The sequence below is a fragment of the Aeromonas crassostreae genome, from assembly GCF_054052445.1.
Genome location: NZ_JBSTYM010000026.1, coordinates 1 through 19766, shown reverse-complemented (window position 1 = coordinate 19766; position 19766 = coordinate 1). Strand labels below are relative to the sequence as shown.

General features: G+C 63.9%; 17 protein-coding genes and 1 riboswitch. Of the genes, 11 read left to right on the top strand and 6 right to left on the bottom strand.

Features of this window, described 5'->3' with window-relative positions; all coding sequences use genetic code 11:
• Window positions 1-117: 117 nt before the first annotated feature.
• The 7 genes from ACW5W4_RS16365 to ACW5W4_RS16335 all read left to right on the top strand — a co-directional run bounded on the left by ACW5W4_RS16365 (window position 118) and on the right by ACW5W4_RS16335 (window position 6600).
• Window positions 118-1137, top strand: a complete 1020-nt coding sequence (locus tag ACW5W4_RS16365; protein ID WP_427260764.1) for an amino acid ABC transporter substrate-binding protein — start codon at window positions 118-120, stop codon at window positions 1135-1137.
• 63 nt (window positions 1138-1200) lie between these two features.
• Complete coding sequence (locus ACW5W4_RS16360; RefSeq protein ID WP_456690098.1) at window positions 1201-2388, top strand: amino acid ABC transporter permease; 1188 nt, start codon at window positions 1201-1203, stop codon at window positions 2386-2388.
• A 67-nt stretch (window positions 2389-2455) separates the two neighbouring features.
• A complete protein-coding gene (locus tag ACW5W4_RS16355; protein WP_456690097.1) occupies window positions 2456-3550 on the top strand; it encodes an amino acid ABC transporter permease in 1095 nt (364 codons plus the stop codon).
• 12 nt (window positions 3551-3562) lie between these two features.
• Complete coding sequence (locus ACW5W4_RS16350; RefSeq protein WP_408792397.1) at window positions 3563-4306, top strand: amino acid ABC transporter ATP-binding protein; 744 nt, start codon at window positions 3563-3565, stop codon at window positions 4304-4306.
• 152 nt (window positions 4307-4458) lie between these two features.
• Window positions 4459-4947 (top strand): NUDIX hydrolase YfcD, encoded by a 489-nt coding sequence (gene yfcD, locus ACW5W4_RS16345; RefSeq protein ID WP_408792395.1) that lies wholly within the window; start codon window positions 4459-4461, stop codon window positions 4945-4947.
• A gap of 69 nt (window positions 4948-5016) precedes the next feature.
• Window positions 5017-5490 carry a redoxin family protein gene (locus ACW5W4_RS16340; RefSeq protein WP_456690096.1) on the top strand — a complete coding sequence of 158 codons (474 nt, stop codon included), beginning with the start codon at window positions 5017-5019 and terminating at the stop codon, window positions 5488-5490.
• Window positions 5491-5634: 144 nt separating this feature from the next.
• On the top strand, window positions 5635-6600 hold the full coding sequence (locus ACW5W4_RS16335; RefSeq protein ID WP_427260768.1) for a calcium/sodium antiporter: 966 nt from the start codon (window positions 5635-5637) through the stop codon (window positions 6598-6600).
• A 67-nt stretch (window positions 6601-6667) separates the two neighbouring features.
• On the opposite strand, the gene ACW5W4_RS16330 is transcribed toward ACW5W4_RS16335, so the two are convergent.
• Window positions 6668-7819, bottom strand: coding sequence for a type III PLP-dependent enzyme (locus tag ACW5W4_RS16330; RefSeq protein WP_456690095.1), 1152 nt, complete (start codon window positions 7817-7819; stop codon window positions 6668-6670).
• A 506-nt stretch (window positions 7820-8325) separates the two neighbouring features.
• Window positions 8326-8434: riboswitch (glycine riboswitch) on the top strand.
• Between the two features lie 105 nt (window positions 8435-8539).
• On the opposite strand from ACW5W4_RS16330, the gene ACW5W4_RS16325 reads away from it, so the two are divergent.
• Window positions 8540-9922, top strand: a complete 1383-nt coding sequence (locus tag ACW5W4_RS16325) for an alanine/glycine:cation symporter family protein (protein WP_456690094.1) — start codon at window positions 8540-8542, stop codon at window positions 9920-9922.
• Window positions 9923-10229: 307 nt separating this feature from the next.
• Here ACW5W4_RS16325 and ACW5W4_RS16320 read toward each other — a convergent pair whose 3' ends face one another.
• Window positions 10230-10940 carry a lipoyl protein ligase domain-containing protein gene (locus ACW5W4_RS16320; RefSeq protein WP_456690093.1) on the bottom strand — a complete coding sequence of 237 codons (711 nt, stop codon included), beginning with the start codon at window positions 10938-10940 and terminating at the stop codon, window positions 10230-10232.
• Between the two features lie 97 nt (window positions 10941-11037).
• Window positions 11038-12429 (bottom strand): nucleobase:cation symporter-2 family protein, encoded by a 1392-nt coding sequence (locus ACW5W4_RS16315; protein WP_456690092.1) that lies wholly within the window; start codon window positions 12427-12429, stop codon window positions 11038-11040.
• A 239-nt stretch (window positions 12430-12668) separates the two neighbouring features.
• Between ACW5W4_RS16315 and ACW5W4_RS16310 the strand changes: the two genes are divergently transcribed.
• On the top strand, window positions 12669-13784 hold the full coding sequence (locus ACW5W4_RS16310; protein ID WP_456690091.1) for a GGDEF domain-containing protein: 1116 nt from the start codon (window positions 12669-12671) through the stop codon (window positions 13782-13784).
• Window positions 13785-13829: 45 nt separating this feature from the next.
• On the opposite strand, the gene ACW5W4_RS16305 is transcribed toward ACW5W4_RS16310, so the two are convergent.
• A complete protein-coding gene (locus ACW5W4_RS16305) occupies window positions 13830-14078 on the bottom strand; it encodes a YciN family protein (RefSeq protein WP_041993640.1) in 249 nt (82 codons plus the stop codon).
• Window positions 14079-14196: 118 nt separating this feature from the next.
• Window positions 14197-15576, bottom strand: a complete 1380-nt coding sequence (locus ACW5W4_RS16300; RefSeq protein ID WP_456690090.1) for an MATE family efflux transporter — start codon at window positions 15574-15576, stop codon at window positions 14197-14199.
• A 152-nt stretch (window positions 15577-15728) separates the two neighbouring features.
• Between ACW5W4_RS16300 and ACW5W4_RS16295 the strand changes: the two genes are divergently transcribed.
• Both ACW5W4_RS16295 and ACW5W4_RS16290 read left to right on the top strand, forming a co-directional pair.
• Entirely contained in the window at window positions 15729-16574 is an 846-nt protein-coding gene (locus ACW5W4_RS16295; RefSeq protein ID WP_456690089.1) for a helix-turn-helix domain-containing protein, read from the top strand.
• 64 nt (window positions 16575-16638) lie between these two features.
• Complete coding sequence (locus ACW5W4_RS16290; RefSeq protein ID WP_427263314.1) at window positions 16639-18333, top strand: NAD-dependent malic enzyme; 1695 nt, start codon at window positions 16639-16641, stop codon at window positions 18331-18333.
• A 73-nt stretch (window positions 18334-18406) separates the two neighbouring features.
• Here the strand turns inward: ACW5W4_RS16290 and ACW5W4_RS16285 are convergent, their stop codons facing one another.
• Window positions 18407-19468 (bottom strand): OmpA family protein, encoded by a 1062-nt coding sequence (locus ACW5W4_RS16285; protein ID WP_456690088.1) that lies wholly within the window; start codon window positions 19466-19468, stop codon window positions 18407-18409.
• Window positions 19469-19766: the final 298 nt, after the last annotated feature.

The window sequence follows — 19766 nt, the reverse complement described above, 5'->3', positions numbered from 1 at the left end:
GCACCGATTGACAGGCTTTTTTCGGGCTGGATAAGCTGCAAAAAAGTGAGGAAAGGGAGAGGGTCATCGGCGGGTTGCGCTGATGCCTGTTCGAGTCGAACCACAGGGAAGAGTGATATGAAACAGATACATAAGCTTGGTGTATTGGTTGCGTTGTCGCTGGCGTCAGCCAACGTCCTGGCCGAAGGGACCCTGGACACGGTCAAGAAGAAGGGGTTCGTGCAGTGCGGGGTGGGGGACGGCCTGCCCGGCTTCTCCAACCCGGATGCCAAAGGGACCTGGACCGGGCTGGATGTGGACGTGTGCCGCGCCGTCGCCGCCGCCGTGCTCGGGGATGCCAGCAAGGTCAAGTATGTCTCCCTGACCGCCAAGGAGCGCTTCACCGCCCTGCAGTCCGGTGAAGTGGACATGCTCTCGCGCAATACCACCTGGACCCTGACCCGGGATGCCTCCCTCGGTCTCACCTTCGCCGGGGTCAACTACTACGATGGCCAGGGGTTCATGGTCTCCAAGGCCCTGGGGGTCAAGAGCGCCAAGGAGCTTGATGGCGCCGCCGTCTGCATCCAGTCCGGCACCACCACCGAACTCAACCTCGCCGACTATTTCCGCGCCAATGGCGGCATGAAATACAGCGCCGTGGTGTTTGATACCTCGGATCAGACCGTCAAGGGGTTCGAGGCCGGGCGCTGCGACGTGCTGACCTCGGATCAATCCCAGCTCTACTCCCTCAAGATCAAGCTCTCCAAGCCGGAGAACGCCATCGTGCTGCCGGAGGTGATCTCCAAGGAGCCCCTGGGACCCGTGGTGCGCCAGGGGGATGAACCCTGGTTCAAGGTGGTGCGCTGGAGCATGAATGCCCTGCTCAACGCCGAGGAGGCCGGGGTCACCAGTGCCAACGTGGATGAGATGCTCAAATCCACCAATCCCGATGTACGGCGTCTGCTGGGGCTCGAGGATCCCAAGGGCGGCGTGCTCGGCCTGGATGACAAGTGGGCCTACAACATCATCAAGCAGGTCGGCAACTACGGCGAGGTGTTCGAGCGCAACGTGGGGGCCGGATCTCCCCTCAAGATAGATCGCGGCATCAATGCGCTGTGGAATCAGGGTGGCCTGATGTACGCCCCCCCCATTCGCTAGCTGTGCGGGGGGCCAAGGCCCCCCGTTTTCCCTCTTGCCTTGGCTTTGTCGGAGTAAATCCCTATGGCGTCACATCCGCACGACCAGAGGAAAGCACAGGGCCGCTGGTGGTATGACGCGAAGGTAAGGGCGCTGATCTTCCAGTGTCTGGCCGTCGCGGCTGTCCTCGGTTTCCTGTTCTACATCATCAGTAATGCCCTGGCCAACCTGGAAGCCCGCGGCATCACCACAGGGTTTGGCTTTCTCGGCAACACGGCCGGTTTCGGCATCTTGCAGAGCCTGATCCCCTACGATGAGACCCACACCTTCGGTCGCACCTTCCTGGTCGGCCTGCTCAACACCCTGCTGATCTCCGCGCTGGGGATCATATTGGCGACCCTGCTCGGCTTCGTGCTCGGGGTGGCTCGCCTGTCGAACAACTGGCTGGTGTCGCGCATCGCCACCGTCTATATCGAGACCTTTCGCAACATCCCCCTGTTGCTGCAGATCTTCTTCTGGTACTTCTCCGTGCTGCGCACCCTGCCGTCGCCGCGAGACAGTGTGAGCCTGGGGGAGCTGGCCTTTCTCAACGTGCGAGGCTTCTACCTGCCCAAGCCCCTGTTTGAGGAGGGGTTTGGCTACGTGCTCTGGGCCTTGCTGCTGGCGCTGCTGCTGAGCTGGGGAGTTCGCAGCTGGGCCCATCGCCGCCAAGAGCTGACCGGCAAGGCATTTCCGGTCTGGCTCAGCTCCCTGGCGCTGATCCTGCTGTTGCCGCTGGTGACCTTCTGGCTGGCGGGCAGCCCCATAGGCTGGAGCCTGCCCACCCTGCAGGGCTTCAACTTCCGTGGTGGCCTGACGGTGCTGCCCGAGCTGGTGGCCCTGCTGCTGGCGCTGGCCATCTACACGGCGGCCTTCATCGCCGAGATAGTGCGATCCGGCATCCTGGCCATCAGCCATGGTCAGACGGAGGCGGCCTCGGCGCTCGGGCTCTCCACCTCGAGAACCCTGCAGCTGGTGGTCATCCCCCAGGCGATGCGGGTCATCATACCGCCCCTCACCAGCCAGTATCTGAACCTGACCAAGAACTCGTCCCTGGCGACCGCCATCGGCTACCCGGATCTGGTGTCCGTCTTCATGGGCACCACCCTCAACCAGACCGGGCAGGCCATCGAGGTGATCGCCATGACCATGGGGGTCTATCTCGTCATCAGTATCGGCACCTCCATCCTGATGAATATCTACAACCGCAAGATGGCGCTGGTGGAGCGCTGAGGAGATCCCATGACACGCATCCAAGGCATCGCCTCTGGCCTCGTTCGGCAGATGAGAGGGGGGCGCCATGTACGTCAATGAGTTGCAAGAGGCACTGCCGCCACCCTCGGGTCGGCGCGGTCTGCTGGCCTGGCTGAGGGCCAACCTGTTTCCCAACTGGTGGAACGGTCTGGTGACCCTGGCGCTGCTCTATCTGCTGCTGCCCGCCCTCTGGCATCTGATCGACTGGGCCCTGATCTCCGCGACCTGGAGCGGCGGCAGCCGCGCCGATTGCGGTCAGGAAGGGGCCTGCTGGCTGTTTATCGAGAGCCGTTTCGGCCAGTACATCTACGGCTTCTATCCGGGGGATCAACGCTGGCGGGTCAACATCGTATTTGCGGGCATGGCGGGGCTGCTGGCGCTGCTGATCTGGCCCAGAACGCCGCACAAGGGCTGGCTGGCTCTCTTTACCCTGCTGGTGTTTCCCTGCATCGCCTTCGTGCTGCTCCATGGCGGCTTCGGGCTATCCCAGGTGGAGACCAACCTCTGGGGCGGCCTGATGCTGACCCTGGTGCTGGCGGTGGTGGGCATCGCCGTGGCCCTGCCCCTTGGCATCTTGCTGGCGCTGGGGCGCCGCTCCCACATGCCCATCATCAGCAGCCTCTCCACCGTTTATATCGAGTTCTGGCGCGCGGTGCCGCTCATTACCGTGCTGTTCATGGCCTCGGTCATGCTGCCGCTGTTCGTGGCGGGAGAGGTGGAGTTTGACAAGCTGCTGCGGGCCTTGATCGGCATCATCATGTTCCAGTCGGCCTATGTGGCCGAGGTGGTGCGCGGCGGCCTGCAGGCGATCCCCAAGGGGCAATACGAGGCGGGGGACGCCCTCGGGCTCTCTTACTGGAAGGTGATGGGGCTCATCATCATGCCCCAGGCCCTCAAGATCACCATCCCCTCCCTGGTGAACACCTTCATCGCCCTGTTCAAGGACACCAGCCTGGTGCTGATCATCGGCCTGTTCGACCTGCTGGCCATCTCCAAGGTGGCGCTGGCGGATCCGCAATGGCTCGGTTTTTCCACCGAGGCTTATGTGTTCATCGCCTTGATCTTCTGGATGTTCTGTTTTGGCATGTCCCGTTATTCCATCTACCTGGAGCGCAAGCTGCACACGGGCCACAAGCGTTAGGAGCTGTCGATTATGGAAAACAACTATGTGGTCGAACTCAAGGGTGTCAACAAGTGGTATGGCGAGTTCCACGTGCTGCGCAACATCAATCTCAGGGTGAGCAAGGGGGAGAAGATCGTCATCTGCGGCCCCTCTGGCTCCGGCAAGTCCACCATGATCCGCTGCATCAACCGGCTGGAGGAGCATCAGCGGGGTGACATCCTGGTCAAGGGGATGGCGCTCACCTCGGATCTCAAGAACATAGAGACGGTGCGGCGCGAGGTGGGCATGGTGTTTCAGCACTTCAACCTGTTTCCCCACCTGACGGTGCTGGAGAACTGCTGCCTGGCGCCGATCTGGGTCAAGCAGCTGCCGAGGCGGGAGGCGGAGCAGATCGCCATGACCTTCCTCGAGCGGGTACGGATCCCGGAGCAGGCCCTCAAGTACCCGGGGCAGCTCTCCGGCGGTCAGCAGCAGAGGGTGGCCATCGCCCGCAGCCTGTGCATGAATCCCCAGGTGATGCTGTTTGACGAGCCGACCTCGGCGCTGGATCCCGAGATGGTGCGGGAGGTGCTGGATGTCATGGTGGAGCTGGCCAACGAGGGGATGACCATGCTCTGCGTCACCCATGAGATGGGGTTTGCCAAGCAGGTGGCCGACAGGGTCATCTTCATGGACAGGGGCCAGATCATCGAGGAGAACGAGCCCGAAGCCTTCTTCGAACATCCCCAATCCGATCGCACCAAGCTGTTTTTGTCCCAGATCTTGCACAACTGAGGCGGACATGGTGATCACGAGGGCGCCGACAGGCGCCTTTTTCATGGCCGGCACTGGCCCATGAGGGCGAGGAAAAGGGGGACGATGGCGGATCCGGCCTGGGGCCGCGCCATGTATACTGCGGCGTCAGCAGCATGTTTCGGAGAGCGGCAATGGAGTGGGTCGATGTAGTCGATGAACAGGACAATGTCATCGAGGTGGCGGATCGGGCGCGGGTGCGCCGGGAGAATCTGCGCCATCGCGCCAGTTACATACTGGTGCTGGGGGAGGGGGATCAGATACTGGTGCAGCGGCGCACCCTCGGCAAGGATTTCTGTCCCGGCATGCTGGACGCCTGCGCCGGCGGCGTCATGACGGTGGGGGAGCCCCCCCTGGCCAGCGCCTTGCGCGAGCTGGGGGAAGAGCTGGGCGTCTACGGGGTGGCGCTCCATGACCATGGTCGCTTCCTGGCCGAAGGGAGCCACTACCGGGTGTGGGGCTACCTCTACAGCTGCCGCTACCAGGGGCCGCTGCAATTGCAGGCCGAGGAGGTGAGCGCCGTGCACTGGATGAGCCTGACGGAGATCGCCAGCCGGGCCGCCGAGTTCACCCCCGACTCCCTGATAGCCCTCGCCCACTGGCAGGCGAGGGGCGGCGCCTGAGTCTAGCCTGCACGGCGCGCGCATCTGGGATAGACTGCGAGTCATCATTCACCGTCAGGAAGACCCATCATGATAGCCATTGGCCAGCCACTGCCCGCGGGCGAATTCACCTTCATCACGGACGAGGGCAAGCAGACCCTGGATACCCGGGCGCTGTTTGCGGGCAAGAAGGTGGTGCTGTTCGCCGTGCCCGGCGCCTTCACCCCCACCTGCTCCAACGCCCACCTGCCCGGTTATGTGGTGCTGGCGGACGAGTTCTCCGCCCGGGGGGTCGATGCCCTCTACTGCCTCTCGGTCAACGATGCCTTCGTGATGAAGGCGTGGCAGGACGCCCAGGGGGCGCAGGCCATCACCATGCTGGCGGACGGCGATGCCGGCTGGACCCGCGCCCTGGGACTGGAGAAGGAGACGGGGGCCTTTGGCGGCGTGCGGGCCCAGCGTTTTGCCCTGATCGCCGAGGATGGGGTGGTCAGGGCGCTGCGGGTCGAGGCGCCGGGCAAGTTCGAGGTCTCGGATGCCGCCAGCCTGCTCGCCCTGGTGTGACGGTTAATCAAGGCTGAGTTAGCCCTTGAAAACCGGCTTTGCTCGGTTACACTGGCGCCGGCACGGCCTCAGGGCCGGCGTCCCCTGTTGATGCCGTGATGACCACGGCGCCCCCAAGCTCAACCCCGACTGGAAAGAAGACGTATGACCCTGGCTTTTGTTGCCCTGATTGCCGGACTGGCCCTGCTGGTCTGGAGTGCGGATAAGTTTGTCGATGGTGCCGCCGCCACCGCCCGTTACGCCGGCATGCCGCCCTTGCTCATCGGCATGGTGATCATCGGTTTTGGCACCTCGGCCCCCGAGATGGTGGTCTCGGCCCTCGCCTCCCTGCAAGGCAACCCCGGGCTGGCCCTTGGCAATGCCTATGGCTCCAACATCACCAATATCGCCCTGATCCTGGGCCTGACCGCCCTCATCAGCCCCATCGCCGTCTCCTCCCAGGTGGTGCGCAAGGAGATCCCCATCCTGCTCGGCATCACCCTGCTTTCGGGGGCCCTGCTCATCGACGGCCACCTGGGGCGCACCGACGCCCTGATCCTGGGGGGGGTATTCGTGGTGCTGATGGGCTGGTCCATCTGGGCCGGGATCACCGGCAAGGGAGATGCCCTTGACGAAGACGTGAACGTGGAGATAGACAGCGAGGCCATGCCGCTCAAGAAGGCCATCTTCTGGTTGATTGTCGGCCTGGTGCTGCTGGTCGGCGCCTCCCGCCTGCTGGTGTGGGGCGCCGTGACCATAGCCCAGGCCTTTGGCATCAGCGACCTCGTCATCGGACTGACCATAGTCGCCATCGGCACCTCGCTGCCGGAGCTGGCCTCCTCCCTGATGGCCATCAAGAAGAAGGAGCATGATCTGGCCCTGGGCAACGTGCTCGGTTCCAACCTGTTCAACACCCTGGCGGTGGTCGGCATCGCCGCCGGCATCGCGCCCCTGGATGTGGACCCAGCCGTGCTCTCCCGTGACTGGAGCCTGATGATGGGGCTGACCCTGCTGCTGCTGGTGATGTGCCTGGGCCGCAAGGGCCAGGGCCGCATCAACCGGGTGGAAGGGGGCTTGCTGCTCTGCGTCTTCATCGGCTACACCGGCTGGTTGCTGGCCAGTCAGTTCTGATCCGCGCCATGAGTGAAACGAAGAGGGGGAGCCATTGGCTCCCCCTCTTGCTATGGGCCGGTCCGTCTCAGGCGACGGCCACCAGCTTCTGGCCCTGGGCCGCGCTGTCGAGGATCAGGATATTGGCCTTGGGGAAGAAGTTGAAGGTGGAGGCCGAGGCCCAGGTATAGGCCCCCATCACCCTGCCGATCACCAGCTCGCCGATCTCGAGGTCGGGCAGCATGATGCCATCGCGGATCACGTCCACGCTGTCGCAGGTGGGGCCGGACAGCACCGCATTGTGCAGCTCGCCGCGGGCATAGGGGGTGCTCACCGGGTAGGTGACGTGATCGTAGAGCTGGCCGTTGTAGCTGCCGTAGAGGCCATCATCCAGGTAGTACCAGATCTTGTCGCCGCGGTGGGCCTTGCCCATCACGCTGGCGACCGAGGTCATGGCCGGCGCGCTGATGAAGCGGCCCGGCTCGGCAATCTTCTGCACGGTGGCGGGCAGCTTGGCCAGGGCGGCGCGGATCGGAGCGCAGAAGCCGTCGATGTCAAACTCGCCGCCATCATAGTCGACCGGGAAGCCACCGCCGATGTCCAGCACCCAGGGCTTGAGCCCAAGCGCCCAGGCCTGCTCCATGATGTCGCGGCAGGCATCGATGGCCTGTACGTGGCGATCGCTATTGGGCACCTGGGAGCCGACGTGGAAGGAGAGTCCCATCACCTTGATCCCCTTGGCCTGGGCCAGTTGCAGCAGCGGCAGGGCCTGCTCCGGGGTGCAGCCGAACTTCTTGGAGAGATCGACCTTGGTGTGGGGATTGGGGAAGCTGACCCGCAGCAGCAGCTGCACCTCGTCCTTGTAGGGCAGGAATTTCTCCAGCTCCAGGGGATTGTCGTAGACGAAGACGGTGCAACCATACTCCAGCGCATAGCGGATATCGCTGTCGCGCTTGATGGGGTGGGTGTGGATGCAGCGGCCCGGCCGCACCCCTTGTGAGCGCACCAGATCCACCTCGCCATTGGTGGCCAGATCGAAACAGGCTCCCTCTTCCTTGAGCACGGAAACGACCGCCTCGTGGGGCAGGGGCTTGAGTGCATAGTGCAACCGCACCTCGGGCAGGGCGGCAGACAGGGCCCGATACTGGCGGCGCACGGCGGCCTTGTCGAGCAGCAACAGGGGGGATCCGAATTGTTCAACCAGCTGGCGGTAATCTTGTGCCACAAGGGTCTCTTTCATTGTCTTTTGATCATCCTTAGGGGGCGGGTCTGCCCTAGCCTTGGTTTGTTGAGACGGCAACGGCCGGCTCAGGCGAGCGGTCCGGAAGGGACCTATCCAGCAGGCTGCATAACATCCATGGTTGCTGCTTGGATATGCGCGCAATTATCGGTTTATTGACTTGTCATGCAAGCATTTTGATTGGCTATGTCGGCAAGTTTTTCTGGTCGAGACGAAAGGGAAAATTGATATCCCAGGAAAAAAGAGAGGAGGAAGAGGGGGGAGGCGGGCTCTGATGAGAAGCGGTCTAACCATCTGATAATTAACAATCTATTTACGTTTGGCCGGATGTGGGGGCCAAGGGCGAAAAAATGGGATTGTTGCGAGACAGCTCACAATATTTTGGATTACTATGCCGCTTCCTAATCCAAAACTAGTTCGGATGAAGGTAGCAGGAGAGCGATGGGTAACCATCCACCGAAGAAGTGAATCTTTCAGGTACCGGGCAACCGGTGTGGACTGCTACTGGACGATACTCTGGAGAGACCCGTTCAATCGGGCGCCGAAGGAGCAAGGCCTTGTTTATCCATGATATTCAGGCCGGAAACTCTCAGGCAAAAGGACAGAGGGGATGGGATGGTTGTACCCGGGCCTTGCCCACATCCGATCGCCTCTGGCGAGCACGGCTATTTGGGAAGATCATCCTTCTCCTCCTTAATTTATGTTTTTTAAGGAGGATGCATGTCATCAATTCACTCGGCGTTAACCGCCATCGATAGTTTTATCTGGGGCCCGCCCCTGCTGATCCTGCTGGTCGGGACCGGTGTCTATCTCACGTTTCGCCTCGGCCTGCTGCAACTGGTGCGGCTGCCGCTCGCCCTCAGGTTGGTGTTTGGCCGCGATCAGGGCCAGGGGCAACAGGGAGACGTCTCCAGCTTCGCCGCCCTGTGCACCGCGCTCTCGGCCACCATAGGCACAGGCAACATAGTCGGGGTCGCCACCGCCATCAAGCTCGGTGGCCCGGGCGCCCTGTTCTGGATGTGGATGGCGGCCCTGTTCGGTATGGCCACCAAGTACGCCGAGTGCCTGCTGGCGGTCAAGTATCGCCAGACCGACGCCAACGGCCAGATGGCCGGCGGCCCCATGTACTACCTGGAGAAGGGGCTCGGCTCCAGGCCGCTTGCCAGGCTGTTCGCCCTGTTCGGCATTGGCGTCGCCTTCTTCGGCATCGGCACCTTCCCCCAGGTCAATGCCATCTCAGACGCCATGAGCCTCTCCTTCTCGGTGCCCCGGGAAGCGACCGCCGTGGTGCTGACCCTGGCTGTGGCCCTGGTGACCCTGGGAGGCATTCGGTCCATCTCCAGCGTGGCCAGCAAGGTGGTGCCCTTCATGGCCATCTTCTACATCCTCGCTTGCGCCGCTGTGCTGGTGAACAACGCCGGCGCCCTGCCCGAGGCGGTGATGTTGGTCATCGACAGCGCCTTCACCGGCCATGCGGCCACCGGCGGCTTCGTCGGCGCCGGCATCATGCTGGCGATCCAGTCCGGGGTGGCGCGGGGGGTCTTCTCCAACGAGTCTGGCCTGGGCTCGGCCCCCATCGCGGCGGCGGCGGCCAAGACCAACTCCTGCGTGGAGCAGGGGCTGGTCTCCATGACGGGCACCTTCTTCGATACCCTGATCATCTGCACCATGACCGGGCTAACCCTGGTGGTGACCGGGGCCTGGAGCGGCGAGCTCAGCGGCGCCGCCATGACCAGCGCCGCCTTCGCCCAGGGGCTGGATGCCTGGATCGGCCAGTATCTGGTGAGCATTGGCCTCTTGTTCTTCGCCTTCACCACCATCCTCGGCTGGAACTACTACGGCGAGCGCTGCACCGAGTATCTGTTCGGGGTGAAAGCCATCAAACCCTATCGCCTCGTCTATCTGGCGCTGGTGGCGAGCGGGGCCTTCCTCCATCTCGATCTGATCTGGCTGCTGGCCGATATCGTCAACGGCCTGATGGCGGTGCCCAACCTCATCGGCCTCATCGGCCTGCGCCATGTGGTGATCGCCGAGACCCGGGCCTACTTCCGTCGGGGTCGGGACAGCGATACAGAGTCCGAGCCCGAGCCGCAGACGGCCTGATCCTCTGCGAGGGTCCTGTGGTGATCGCCGCGCCCCGCGTCCATTGTTTCAGTCGGAGCAGCGATACAGAATCCGAGCCCGAGCCGCAGACGGCCTGATCCTCTGCGAGGGGTCCTGTGGTGATCGCCGCGTCCCGCATCCATTGCTTCCGTCGGGACCGGGATACAGAGTCAGAGTCCGAGCCGCAGACGGCCTGGCCCTGCCTCTACACCACGCGGAAATGAAAAAGCCACGACCTCGGTCGTGGCTTTTTTGTTGGCACCGTATCTGTGAGGCTCAGAGGGCCGCTGACGGGTTCAGGGCGGTGTCAGAGGGGCGGCTGGCCGGCCAGCAGGGCGTGCAGCCGTTGTTGCACCAATGCCACCAGCTCACCGGGCCTGCCTCGCCAGTCGATGCAATGGGCCAGGGTGGTGGAGGTGCCGGCCACAAAACGCAGCTCCCCACCCGCCAGTTCGTAGAAGCGGCTCGCCATCCGGGTGCCCTCATCCACGTCCCCCTCGACCAGCAGCATGGCCTGGGCCAAGACGGCGCCGTCGTGATCCTGGCCCGGCGCCAGCCAGCGCTGGGCGGTGCCCGTCACCTTCTTGCCCCCGATCACCAGATTGTACTGGCCGTCGCAAAAGGAGCCGGGCACGAAGTCATAACTCCCTGCAAGGCCGTACTTCGCCAGCAGGGCCAGCAGCGGCGCCCCCAGCAGCCGGTAATAATGGGCGAGATCCGTGGTGGTGCGGGGCAGCAGCAGGGAGAGATTGAGGATGCCGGCCCCGTGGGGCACGGCGGTGCCGCCGCTGTCGCGCACAAACACAGGCCAGCCTTCCCTTGCAAGCCGCTCACAGGCCGCCTGATAGCGGGGCAGCCTGGTATCCTTGCGGGTGACGATGAGGCATTGGGGCGCCTGCCAGAGGAGGGCTCTGGGCTCGCCGTCACGGGCGCACTCCCGCAGCCAGCGCTGCTCCTCGGCCAGGATCTGGTCGGGGGATTGGCCGCCGGGCAGAGGGGGAAGCAGGGGGTAGGGCATGAAGGCATCCTGACGCTGGGGATGGCCAGCACAGTACCCGCGATGGAGAGCCAGGTAAAGCCCCGCAGGCGGGGCCTTACCTGGCCGGATGAAGGGATCAGACCGGGCGCTTGCGCCCCTTGGGCAGCAGCAGGTTCAGCAGTATGGCGGTGAGACCGCCGGTGGCGACGCCGTAGGAGAGCACGCTCTTGGCCAGTTCAGGCAGGTGCTGCAGCACTTCTGGCACCTGCGCCACCCCCAGCCCCATGGCGAGCGACACGGCGAGGATCATCAGGGCGCGGCGGTCCAGCTCCTCGCGGGAGATGATGCGCACCCCGGCGGCGGCTATGGTGCCGAACATGACGATGGTGGCGCCGCCGAGCACGGGTTCGGGGATCTGCTGCACCAGGCTCGCCACCGCCGGGAACAGGCCGAGCAGGGCCAGCATGGCGGCGATGAAGAGGCCAACATGGCGGCTGGCGACCCCGGTCAGCTGGATGACGCCGTTGTTCTGGCTGAAGGTGGACATGGGGAAGGTGGAGAAGAGAGCCGCCAGCATGGAGTTGCAGCCATCGGCCAGCACACCGCCCTTGATGCGGCTCATGTAGAGGGGACCGCTGACCGGCTCCCCCGAGACATCCGAGGTGGCCGTCATGTCGCCGATGGCTTCGAGCGCCGTCACCACGAAGATGATGGCGAGCGGCACGAACAGTTGCCAGTCAAAGCCGAGGCCATAGCGCAGCGGCTGCGGGATCATCAGCAGCGGCCCCTCGAATGTTGGCGCCTGCACCTTGCCCATCAGCAGGGCGGCCCCGTAACCGACCAGCATGGAGATCATGATGGCGGAGAGGCGCAGCCAGGGGTTGTGGCTGCGTTGCAGCAGCACGATGAGGCCGAGCACCAGTAGAGAGAGGAAGAGATTGGAGTGGCTGGCGAAGCTGCCGTCGGCCAGGGCGCCATAGCCGCCCCCCATGCTGATGAGGCCCACCTTGATCAGGGTCAGGCCGATGAGCAGCACGACGATGCCGGTCACCAGGGGAGTGATGATCCGGCTCACCAGATGCAGGCAGCGGCTGAGCACCACCATGGTGAGGGCGGCGACCAGCATGGTGCCAAACAGGGTGCCGAGCAGATCCTCGGTGGGCATGGCCGCCTGCTTGAGGGCGAGGCCGGAGGCGATGATGGGGCCGAGGAAGTTGAAGCTGGTGCCCTGCACCGACAGCAGTCCCGAGCCGACGGGACCGAGGCGGCGGGTCTGGATGAAGGAGGCGATGCCGGACATCACCAGGGACATGGAGACGATGTAGCGGGTGTCGTCCGCGGGCAGGCCGAGGGCATTGGCGATGATGAGGGGCGGGGTGATGATGGCGACAAACATGGCGAGCATGTGTTGCAGGGCGGCGAACAGGGTCTGGGGCAGGGGAGGCACCTCGTTGATGCCATAGACCAGATCCGGGTGGGGGCGTCGTTCGGACTGATCGGTCGCGCGCTGGGGAACAGCCTGTTCCATAAATACCTCTGTGTGCTGGGGGGAGAAATTTTGGCGGCTATTGTAGTGACTGAAGGGGGGAGATCCAGCGACAAATGGCGCTCAACGGGTTTATTTGTCGCGAGGTTGAAACGTTTGCGTGCCGATAATATGATCCGTCGGTTTGCGTCCGGCCCGATCGGCAAAAACCGCTGGATGATCCGGGTTTTTTATCGCACATCGGCGTAAAATAAGCCCTCTTTGCGATCTGGAGACGCTGGATGCTGACGTTGTCGGAGTGCTGGAGTGCCCGCGCCCACTCGGAAGACTTTACCCTGACCCGGATGGGGTTCATGACGGTCAGGCTGCGACTGCTCACCTGCCTGTTGATGGTCGGCATTCCCGCCTGGGGTCTGGTGGACTGGCTGACCCTGGACGAGGCGCAGTTCGGTCTGCTGCTCAAGGCGCGGGCCTTCTGCCTGCTGGCCCTCTCCCCGCTGATCCCGCTCTCCTACCTGATCCACTTTCGCCGGGAGCGGATGAAGCTGGCACTCGGCTACCTGATGGCGGTGATGATGCTGTTCTCCCTGTTCTGTCTGGCCAGTTTCGGGCCGGATCAGCCGCTGCAGGCGGGTTACAGCGCCTTCCCCTATCTGCTCGTCAGCCTGTTTGCCATCTTCCCCGTGCCCCTCTCCCTCAGCCTGCAACTGGCGGCCTGCATCCTGCTGGCCATGCTGGGGGGCAACTGGCTGCTGCTGGGCCAACCCCTGCTCGGCGCCGCCAGCCTGGATCAGTTCTGGCTGCTGTGCCTGTTTGCCCTGGCCAGTGCCTGGGTACAGTGCGGCCAGCTCAACATGCTGTTGCAGCTCTATCGGGAGTCCACCACCGACGAGCTGACCGGTATGATGAACCGGCGCCTGATGATGCAACGGCTGGAGCAGGCCCGTGCCCGCTTTCTCTACCAGCAGCAAGGGTTTGCCCTGCTGCTGCTCGATCTCGATCGCTTCAAGCGGATCAATGACACCTTCGGCCACCTGGCGGGGGATGCGGTGCTCAAGGAGGTGGCCGCCAGCCTGGCGGAGCTGCTGGAGCCGGGCATGGTGCTGGGGCGCTATGGCGGCGAGGAGTTTGCCGTCCTGCTGCCTCGCTGCGAGGGGGCCAAACAGGCCAGGGAGTTTGCCGAGCGGCTGCGGCTCGCGGTGGAGGCGCGCTTCATCAAGAGCCCGACCAGCGAGGAGCTGCTGGAGGTGACCGTCAGCATAGGGGTGGCCATGATGCAGCCATCCGAATCGGTGGAGAGCCTGCTCAACCGGGCCGACGAGCGGCTCTATCAGGCCAAGGTGGCGGGCCGCAACTGCGTGGTGGGGCCGGAGGCGGTGGCGCCGCGGGTCGCCTGAGGCGGGCGGGACGAAGAGGGGATGCCATGGCATCCCCTCTTGCCATCAGGCCAGCCGGTACTTGTCCGAGAGCCGGTGGGCCAGGTACTTGAACATGTTGAACACCGCCATGGTCTTGGGGGTGGGGGTGCCATCCTGGTCGAGGAAATACTCCCCCTTGAACACCAGCACGTCCCCGCGCTGCTCCACGGCGTCGGCGCGCATGCCGTGGATGAAGTCCTCGTGGCTGCGGATCAACTCGTTGGCCAGGGTGAGCAGGGCCTCCTGACTCAGGGTCTCTCTTTGTGTCTGCATCGTCTCTCTCCTAACCTGGGCCGGCCCTGGGGCCGTCCGTCACAGTATCGGCCATCAGCATACACCGGGGAGCCAGGCCACTCTTTGATTTGCTGCAACTTGTGCCCTGTGGCGCGACCTAGTTGATGACCAGGTTGCGCAGCCAGCGGCGGCGGCGCACCCGGCGCTGGACCAGCCACATCTTGCTCACCTCCTCGAGCAGCACCACGGCGGCGACCCAGGTCAGCGGCCAGCCGAGCCAGCTCACCGCGAGCCAGGCCAGCGGCAGCCCTATGCACCACATGGCGATGATGTCGATGAGGATGCTGTAGTTGACGTCGCCCCCCGAGCGCAGCACCCCGACGATCCCCACCATGTTGAACACCTTGATCAGCATGCCCAGACAGAGGATGCCGAGCACCTGGCCTGCCTCGGGCAGCAGGTCGGCGGGTAGGTTGCCAATCCAGAGCAGCAGGGGCGCCTGCATGAACCAGACGAAGAGGCCGACCAGAAGGGCACCAAACGGTGCCAGCATCAGCAGCAGCTGGGACTCCTGCCAGGCGGCCTCGTACTCCTCGGCGCCGAGCCGGTGACCGAGCAGGGTGGCACAGGCCACCGCCAGCCCGAAGAAGAGGGAGATGAGGATCCCCTCCAGGGCCCCGAGGGTAGTCATGATGGCCAGGGAATCGACCCCAAGGTGGGCATAGAGGAAGCCGTAGAGCAGCATGCCGAAGGCCCAGAGCCCGTCGTGGAGCAGCAGGGGCAGGGCGATCAGCACGAAGCGGCGCACCTCTCTGGGGGAGAGGGCCAGCAGCCAGTCGGGGCGACGGGGCAGCAGGCGCCCCTCCTTGTGCATCACATAGCCGATGAGCAGGGCGGTTTGCAGCAGGCGCGACAGCGTGGTGCCCCAGGCCGAGCCCGCCACCCCCATGGCCTCGACGCCGAAGTGGCCGAAGATGAGGGCATAGTTGAGGATGACGTTGGCGATGATGGCAATGATCCCGATCCGGGTCGGGGCCGCCGCGTTGCCCACCGAGCGCAGCGCCGCCTCCAGGGGCACCACCAGGGCGGTGCAGAGGATGGTGGCCCCGGTGATCATCAGGTAGTGATCCGCCAGGGGGCGCAGCACGGGATCCTGGCTGGCGAAGCCGAGCACGCTGCCGGGGGAGAAGCTATAGAGCAGGGCGAAGGGCAGGCTGACCAGCAGGGATCCCAGCAGGGCCAGGGTGAGGGCCCGGCGCACCCCGCCCATGTCGCCGCGGCCATAGTATTGCGCCGCCAGCACGGAGACGCCGCCGGAGAGGCCGGCTATCACCAGCAGGTTGAAGAAGAAGACCCGGTTGCCCAAGCCGACGGCGGCGACCTCGGTCGCCCCCAGCTGGCTCACCATCATGATGTCGATGAGGCCAAGCAGGGAGAACATCATGGATTGCAGGGAGACGGGCAGGGCCAGGCGCCACAGCCTGGCCATGAACGCCTTGTCGGTGGTTTGTTTGAAAATCGCTTGCCAATAGTTCATCGCTGTTAACCGGGTGCTGGAAAGCCAAAGTGGATGGCCGGTATCATAAGCGCTGTTGCTGAAATGACCGCTGTGAGCGGCTATCGTCTTCTTTGTGCAAAACTATCCATTGTCGATTCAGTGTCGACACCGCATCGATTGGGAGGCGCAAGATGTTTGCCCGTGAGTGTCTGGAAATTGCCCCGGCCTGCGAGGAGCGGATGCTGGGACGGGAGGGGCTGCCCCTGCTGGGGGAGGCCGGCATCTTCCTGACCGGGCTCTCGGAGCTGCGGGAGCACTACCTGATCCAGCGCAACCGCCCCGCCTTTCACATCCTGCTGATCAGCCACAGCGAGGGGGGCGTCTTGCTGACCGAGCAGGGGGAGCGCCCCATCCCGGCCGGGGCCTTGGTGTTTCTGCCCGCCGCCCTGCCCGGTGGCTTTCGCCTGGATGGCGATAGCTGGCGCATCAGCTGGATCCTGCTCGACGATGTGCCGCGCTGGCACCATCTGCACCGGCTGGGCCATCACTGCCGGGTCAGTGACGAGGGGGAGTCGCTGCACCATCTGCTGCAGCTGATGCACAGGGAGGGGAGCCGCTCCGCCCTGCAACCCCAGCTGCTCTCCCTGTTGCTGGCCCTGCTGACCCGGGTGCTGCGGGGAGAGACGAGGGGCAGCTCCCTCGATCGGTTGCAACATCTGCAGCGCCTGGTGGAGGGACGGCTGGATGAACCCTGGACGGTGGCCCGGCTCGCCAGCCTGCTGGCCTGCTCGCCGCCCCACCTGCACCGTCTCTGTCAGCAGGGCGTCGGCATGGGCCCCATGGCCTGGCTGACCGGGCTGCGCATGGCGAAGGCGCGCCAGCTCTTGCTCTATACCGACTGGTCCCTCAATGAGCTGGCCAGCCGGGTCGGTTACAGCGATGGCGCCAACTTTGCGAACCGTTTTCGCCGCCTGACTGGTCAGACCCCCGGCGCCTTTCGTCGCCTGGGTCGCAAACCTGTGGCAACGCAGGTGTAAACCCTTTGAAATTGTTGGCCCAAGCCCATAGGATCCAGGGGCCACATTGTCAAGGTACGTAACCATGTTTGAAGATAACAATCAGAAGCGTCCTCTCTACATCCCTTACGCCGGTCCCGCCCTGCTGGAGACCCCGCTGCTCAACAAGGGCAGTGCCTTCACCAGCGAAGAGCGCAGCAATTTCAACCTGGAGGGCCTGCTGCCCCAGAACATAGAGACCATAGAAGAGCAGGTGGAACGTGCCTATCGCCAATTCATGGCGTTTGGCAACGACATGGACAAGCACATCTATCTGCGCAACATTCAGGATACCAACGAAACCCTCTTCTACCGGCTCACCCGGGATCACCTGACCGAGATCATGCCTATCATCTATACCCCGACCGTGGGCAAGGCATGCGAAGAGTTCTCCAACATCTACCGCCGGGCCCGTGGCCTCTTCATCTCCTACTCCGACAAGGACAGGATCGATGACATGCTGCAAAACGCCACCAAGCAAAACGTCAAGGTGATAGTGGTGACCGACGGCGAGCGGATCCTGGGCCTTGGCGATCAGGGGATCGGCGGCATGGGCATCCCCATCGGCAAGCTCTCCCTCTATACCGCCTGTGGCGGCATCTCGCCGGCCTACTGCCTGCCGGTGGTGCTGGATGTGGGCACCAACAACCAGCAGCTGCTCAATGACCCCTTCTACATGGGCTGGCGCCACCCGCGCATCTCGGGGGAGGAGTATTACGAGTTCGTCGACGCCTTCATCCAGGCGGTCAAACGCCGCTGGCCCGATATTCTGTTGCAGTTCGAAGACTTCGCCCAGAGCAATGCCATGCCGCTGCTCAACCGCTACAAGGACGAGCTGTGCTGCTTCAACGATGACATCCAGGGCACGGCCGCGGTGACGCTGGGCAGCCTCATCGCCGCCTGCAAGGCCTCGGGGGCCAAGCTCAGTGAGAAGCGGGTCGCCTTCCTCGGCGCCGGCAGCGCCGGGTGCGGCATCGCCGAGCAGATAGTGGCCCAGATGAAGGCCGAGGGGCTGACGGATGCCCAGGCGCGCGGCCGGGTCTTCATGGTGGACCGCTTCGGCCTCATCACCGACAAGATCCCCAACCAGCTCGACTTCCAGCGCCGTCTCTCCCAGCCGGTGGAGCGGATCGCCGACTGGCCGGTGGGGGACAACATCTCCCTGCTGGAGGTGATGGAGCACGGCCGCCCCGACATCCTGATCGGGGTCTCCGGCCAGCCGGGTCTGTTCACCGAAGAGGTGGTCAAGACCATGCACAAGCACTGCGCCCGCCCCATCATCTTCCCCCTCTCCAACCCCACCTCCCGGGTGGAGGCGACGCCGGCGGATCTCATCCGCTGGACCGACGGTCAGGTGCTGGTCGCCACCGGCAGCCCGTTCGCCCCGGTGGAGTACAAGGGCAAGCGTTACGTCATCGCCCAGTGCAACAACTCCTTCATCTTCCCTGGGATAGGCCTTGGGGTCATCGCCTCCGGCGCCAAGCGGGTGACCGATGCCATGCTGATGTCTGCCAGCCGCGCCCTGGCGGAGTGCTCGCCCCTGGTCAAGGGAGGGGAGGGCTCCTTGTTGCCGGATCTGGCGGATATCCACCAGGTGTCCCGCTACATCGCCAAGATGGTGGCCAAGACCGCCATGCTGCAGGGCAAGGCGGTGCAGACTCCGGACGAGGTGATCGACAAGGCCATAGAGGCGAACTTCTGGCGCCCCGAGTACCGGCGCTATCGCCGCACCTCCTTCTGACGAGGAGAGCCAACAAGAAGGGATGCCTCGGCATCCCTTCTTTCATTTGCACAGCGCAAGGGACAGTGCCCGATCAGCCATCCATGGGTTCGGTGGCAGGCGCTGGCGTCACCGGGGCCTGCTCGGACTGGGTGCCCGTGACGCGCACCTCGACCCGGCGATCCGGTGCCAGACAGCCGATCAGCTCGCGCTTGGCCTGGATGCCGTCACACTGACTGCCGGTGACCGGGCTGCTCTCACCCATGCCCTGAATGGAGACCTTGTCCGCCGGCAGGCCCATGCCTATCAGGGTATCGGCCACCGTCTGGGCGCGGGCCTCGGACAGGGTCTGGTTGTAGTCATCCGAGCCGAGGCGATCCGTGTAGCCCATGACGGTGATCTCGCCATCCTTGGGATTGACCGCGACTATCTGCTGGTAGAGATCCGTCAGCGCGCTGCTTCCCTCTGCCCGCAGGGAGGACTTGTTGAACTCGAACAGGACGTCCGAGCTCAGGGAGAAGCGCTTGTCGACCATGACGGGCTCGGGCGCCGCGACCAGGGGGGCGACCACGGGGGCCACATAGGCGCGGCGGTTCGGGTGGAACACCAGCTCCAGGGTGGCGACGCTGACATCCGTCACCCAGCGATCCGTGCCGCTGTTCAGCTTGCCGTTGTCGACATCGTCGCCGACCCGGAACATGTAGCGGTAACGGGCCTGCAGATCGAGCCAGTCGGTCAGCTGGGCGCCCATGCCAAGCCCCAGCAGCGGGGCATAGTCATTGTCTGAACCATTGATGGTGTCCACTTGATAGAGGTAGGCGCCCCCCTCGGCAAACAGCGAGAAGACCTCCCCGAGCGGCAGGCGGCCGATGGCGGACAGGGTGGCGCCCTGGCTGCTGAACTGCTCGTTGTCGACCTGCCAGTCGCCGGTATTGAGGTAACCGAGCTCGGCACCGAAGTGTTCGGTGAAGTTGTACCCGGCGAACAGGCTCCAGGCGGTATCGTTCTTGTCGACATCCTTGCCGAGATCGCCGATATCATGGCCGATGGCAACGCCGCCGCCGCCACCGAGATACCAGTCGTTGGCCTGGGCGGGAAGGCTGGCAGCGGATGTGAGAGCCACGGCAATCAGTGCGGATAACAGGCTTGGTTTCATTGCTTATCCTCTTTTGTTGTTGTGCAAAAGTTGTTACATACCATCTAGTTATAGCCACCCCCTCTGGTTTTGCGTGGCCTGGTCCCCATCTGGCAGCCTGTCCTGTGAGCCGGATCCCAGGAAGGGAGGATCGGGCGGGGCCCCAGGGGGCAAGGAGGCCAGCGTTCGCCTGCGGACGGGGCAATAAAAAAGAGGAGGCATCTGGGCCTAATGCCGATCAGTTAAGGATCCATTGACCGATCCTCCTGATGTGTAAAAATCCGAAACCTGTTGATTTGGTTTCGGATTTTTTATGCGT

Coding starts and splice junctions, on each gene's coding strand:
- ACW5W4_RS16365 (WP_427260764.1), top strand. CDS start 118: ATGAAACAGATACATAAGCTTGGTGTATTGGTTGCGTTGTCGCTGGCG.
- ACW5W4_RS16360 (WP_456690098.1), top strand. CDS start 1,201: ATGGCGTCACATCCGCACGACCAGAGGAAAGCACAGGGCCGCTGGTGG.
- ACW5W4_RS16355 (WP_456690097.1), top strand. CDS start 2,456: ATGTACGTCAATGAGTTGCAAGAGGCACTGCCGCCACCCTCGGGTCGG.
- ACW5W4_RS16350 (WP_408792397.1), top strand. CDS start 3,563: ATGGAAAACAACTATGTGGTCGAACTCAAGGGTGTCAACAAGTGGTAT.
- yfcD (WP_408792395.1), top strand. CDS start 4,459: ATGGAGTGGGTCGATGTAGTCGATGAACAGGACAATGTCATCGAGGTG.
- ACW5W4_RS16340 (WP_456690096.1), top strand. CDS start 5,017: ATGATAGCCATTGGCCAGCCACTGCCCGCGGGCGAATTCACCTTCATC.
- ACW5W4_RS16335 (WP_427260768.1), top strand. CDS start 5,635: ATGACCCTGGCTTTTGTTGCCCTGATTGCCGGACTGGCCCTGCTGGTC.
- ACW5W4_RS16330 (WP_456690095.1), bottom strand. CDS start 7,819: ATGAAAGAGACCCTTGTGGCACAAGATTACCGCCAGCTGGTTGAACAA.
- ACW5W4_RS16325 (WP_456690094.1), top strand. CDS start 8,540: ATGTCATCAATTCACTCGGCGTTAACCGCCATCGATAGTTTTATCTGG.
- ACW5W4_RS16320 (WP_456690093.1), bottom strand. CDS start 10,940: ATGCCCTACCCCCTGCTTCCCCCTCTGCCCGGCGGCCAATCCCCCGAC.
- ACW5W4_RS16315 (WP_456690092.1), bottom strand. CDS start 12,429: ATGGAACAGGCTGTTCCCCAGCGCGCGACCGATCAGTCCGAACGACGC.
- ACW5W4_RS16310 (WP_456690091.1), top strand. CDS start 12,669: ATGCTGACGTTGTCGGAGTGCTGGAGTGCCCGCGCCCACTCGGAAGAC.
- ACW5W4_RS16305 (WP_041993640.1), bottom strand. CDS start 14,078: ATGCAGACACAAAGAGAGACCCTGAGTCAGGAGGCCCTGCTCACCCTG.
- ACW5W4_RS16300 (WP_456690090.1), bottom strand. CDS start 15,576: ATGAACTATTGGCAAGCGATTTTCAAACAAACCACCGACAAGGCGTTC.
- ACW5W4_RS16295 (WP_456690089.1), top strand. CDS start 15,729: ATGTTTGCCCGTGAGTGTCTGGAAATTGCCCCGGCCTGCGAGGAGCGG.
- ACW5W4_RS16290 (WP_427263314.1), top strand. CDS start 16,639: ATGTTTGAAGATAACAATCAGAAGCGTCCTCTCTACATCCCTTACGCC.
- ACW5W4_RS16285 (WP_456690088.1), bottom strand. CDS start 19,468: ATGAAACCAAGCCTGTTATCCGCACTGATTGCCGTGGCTCTCACATCC.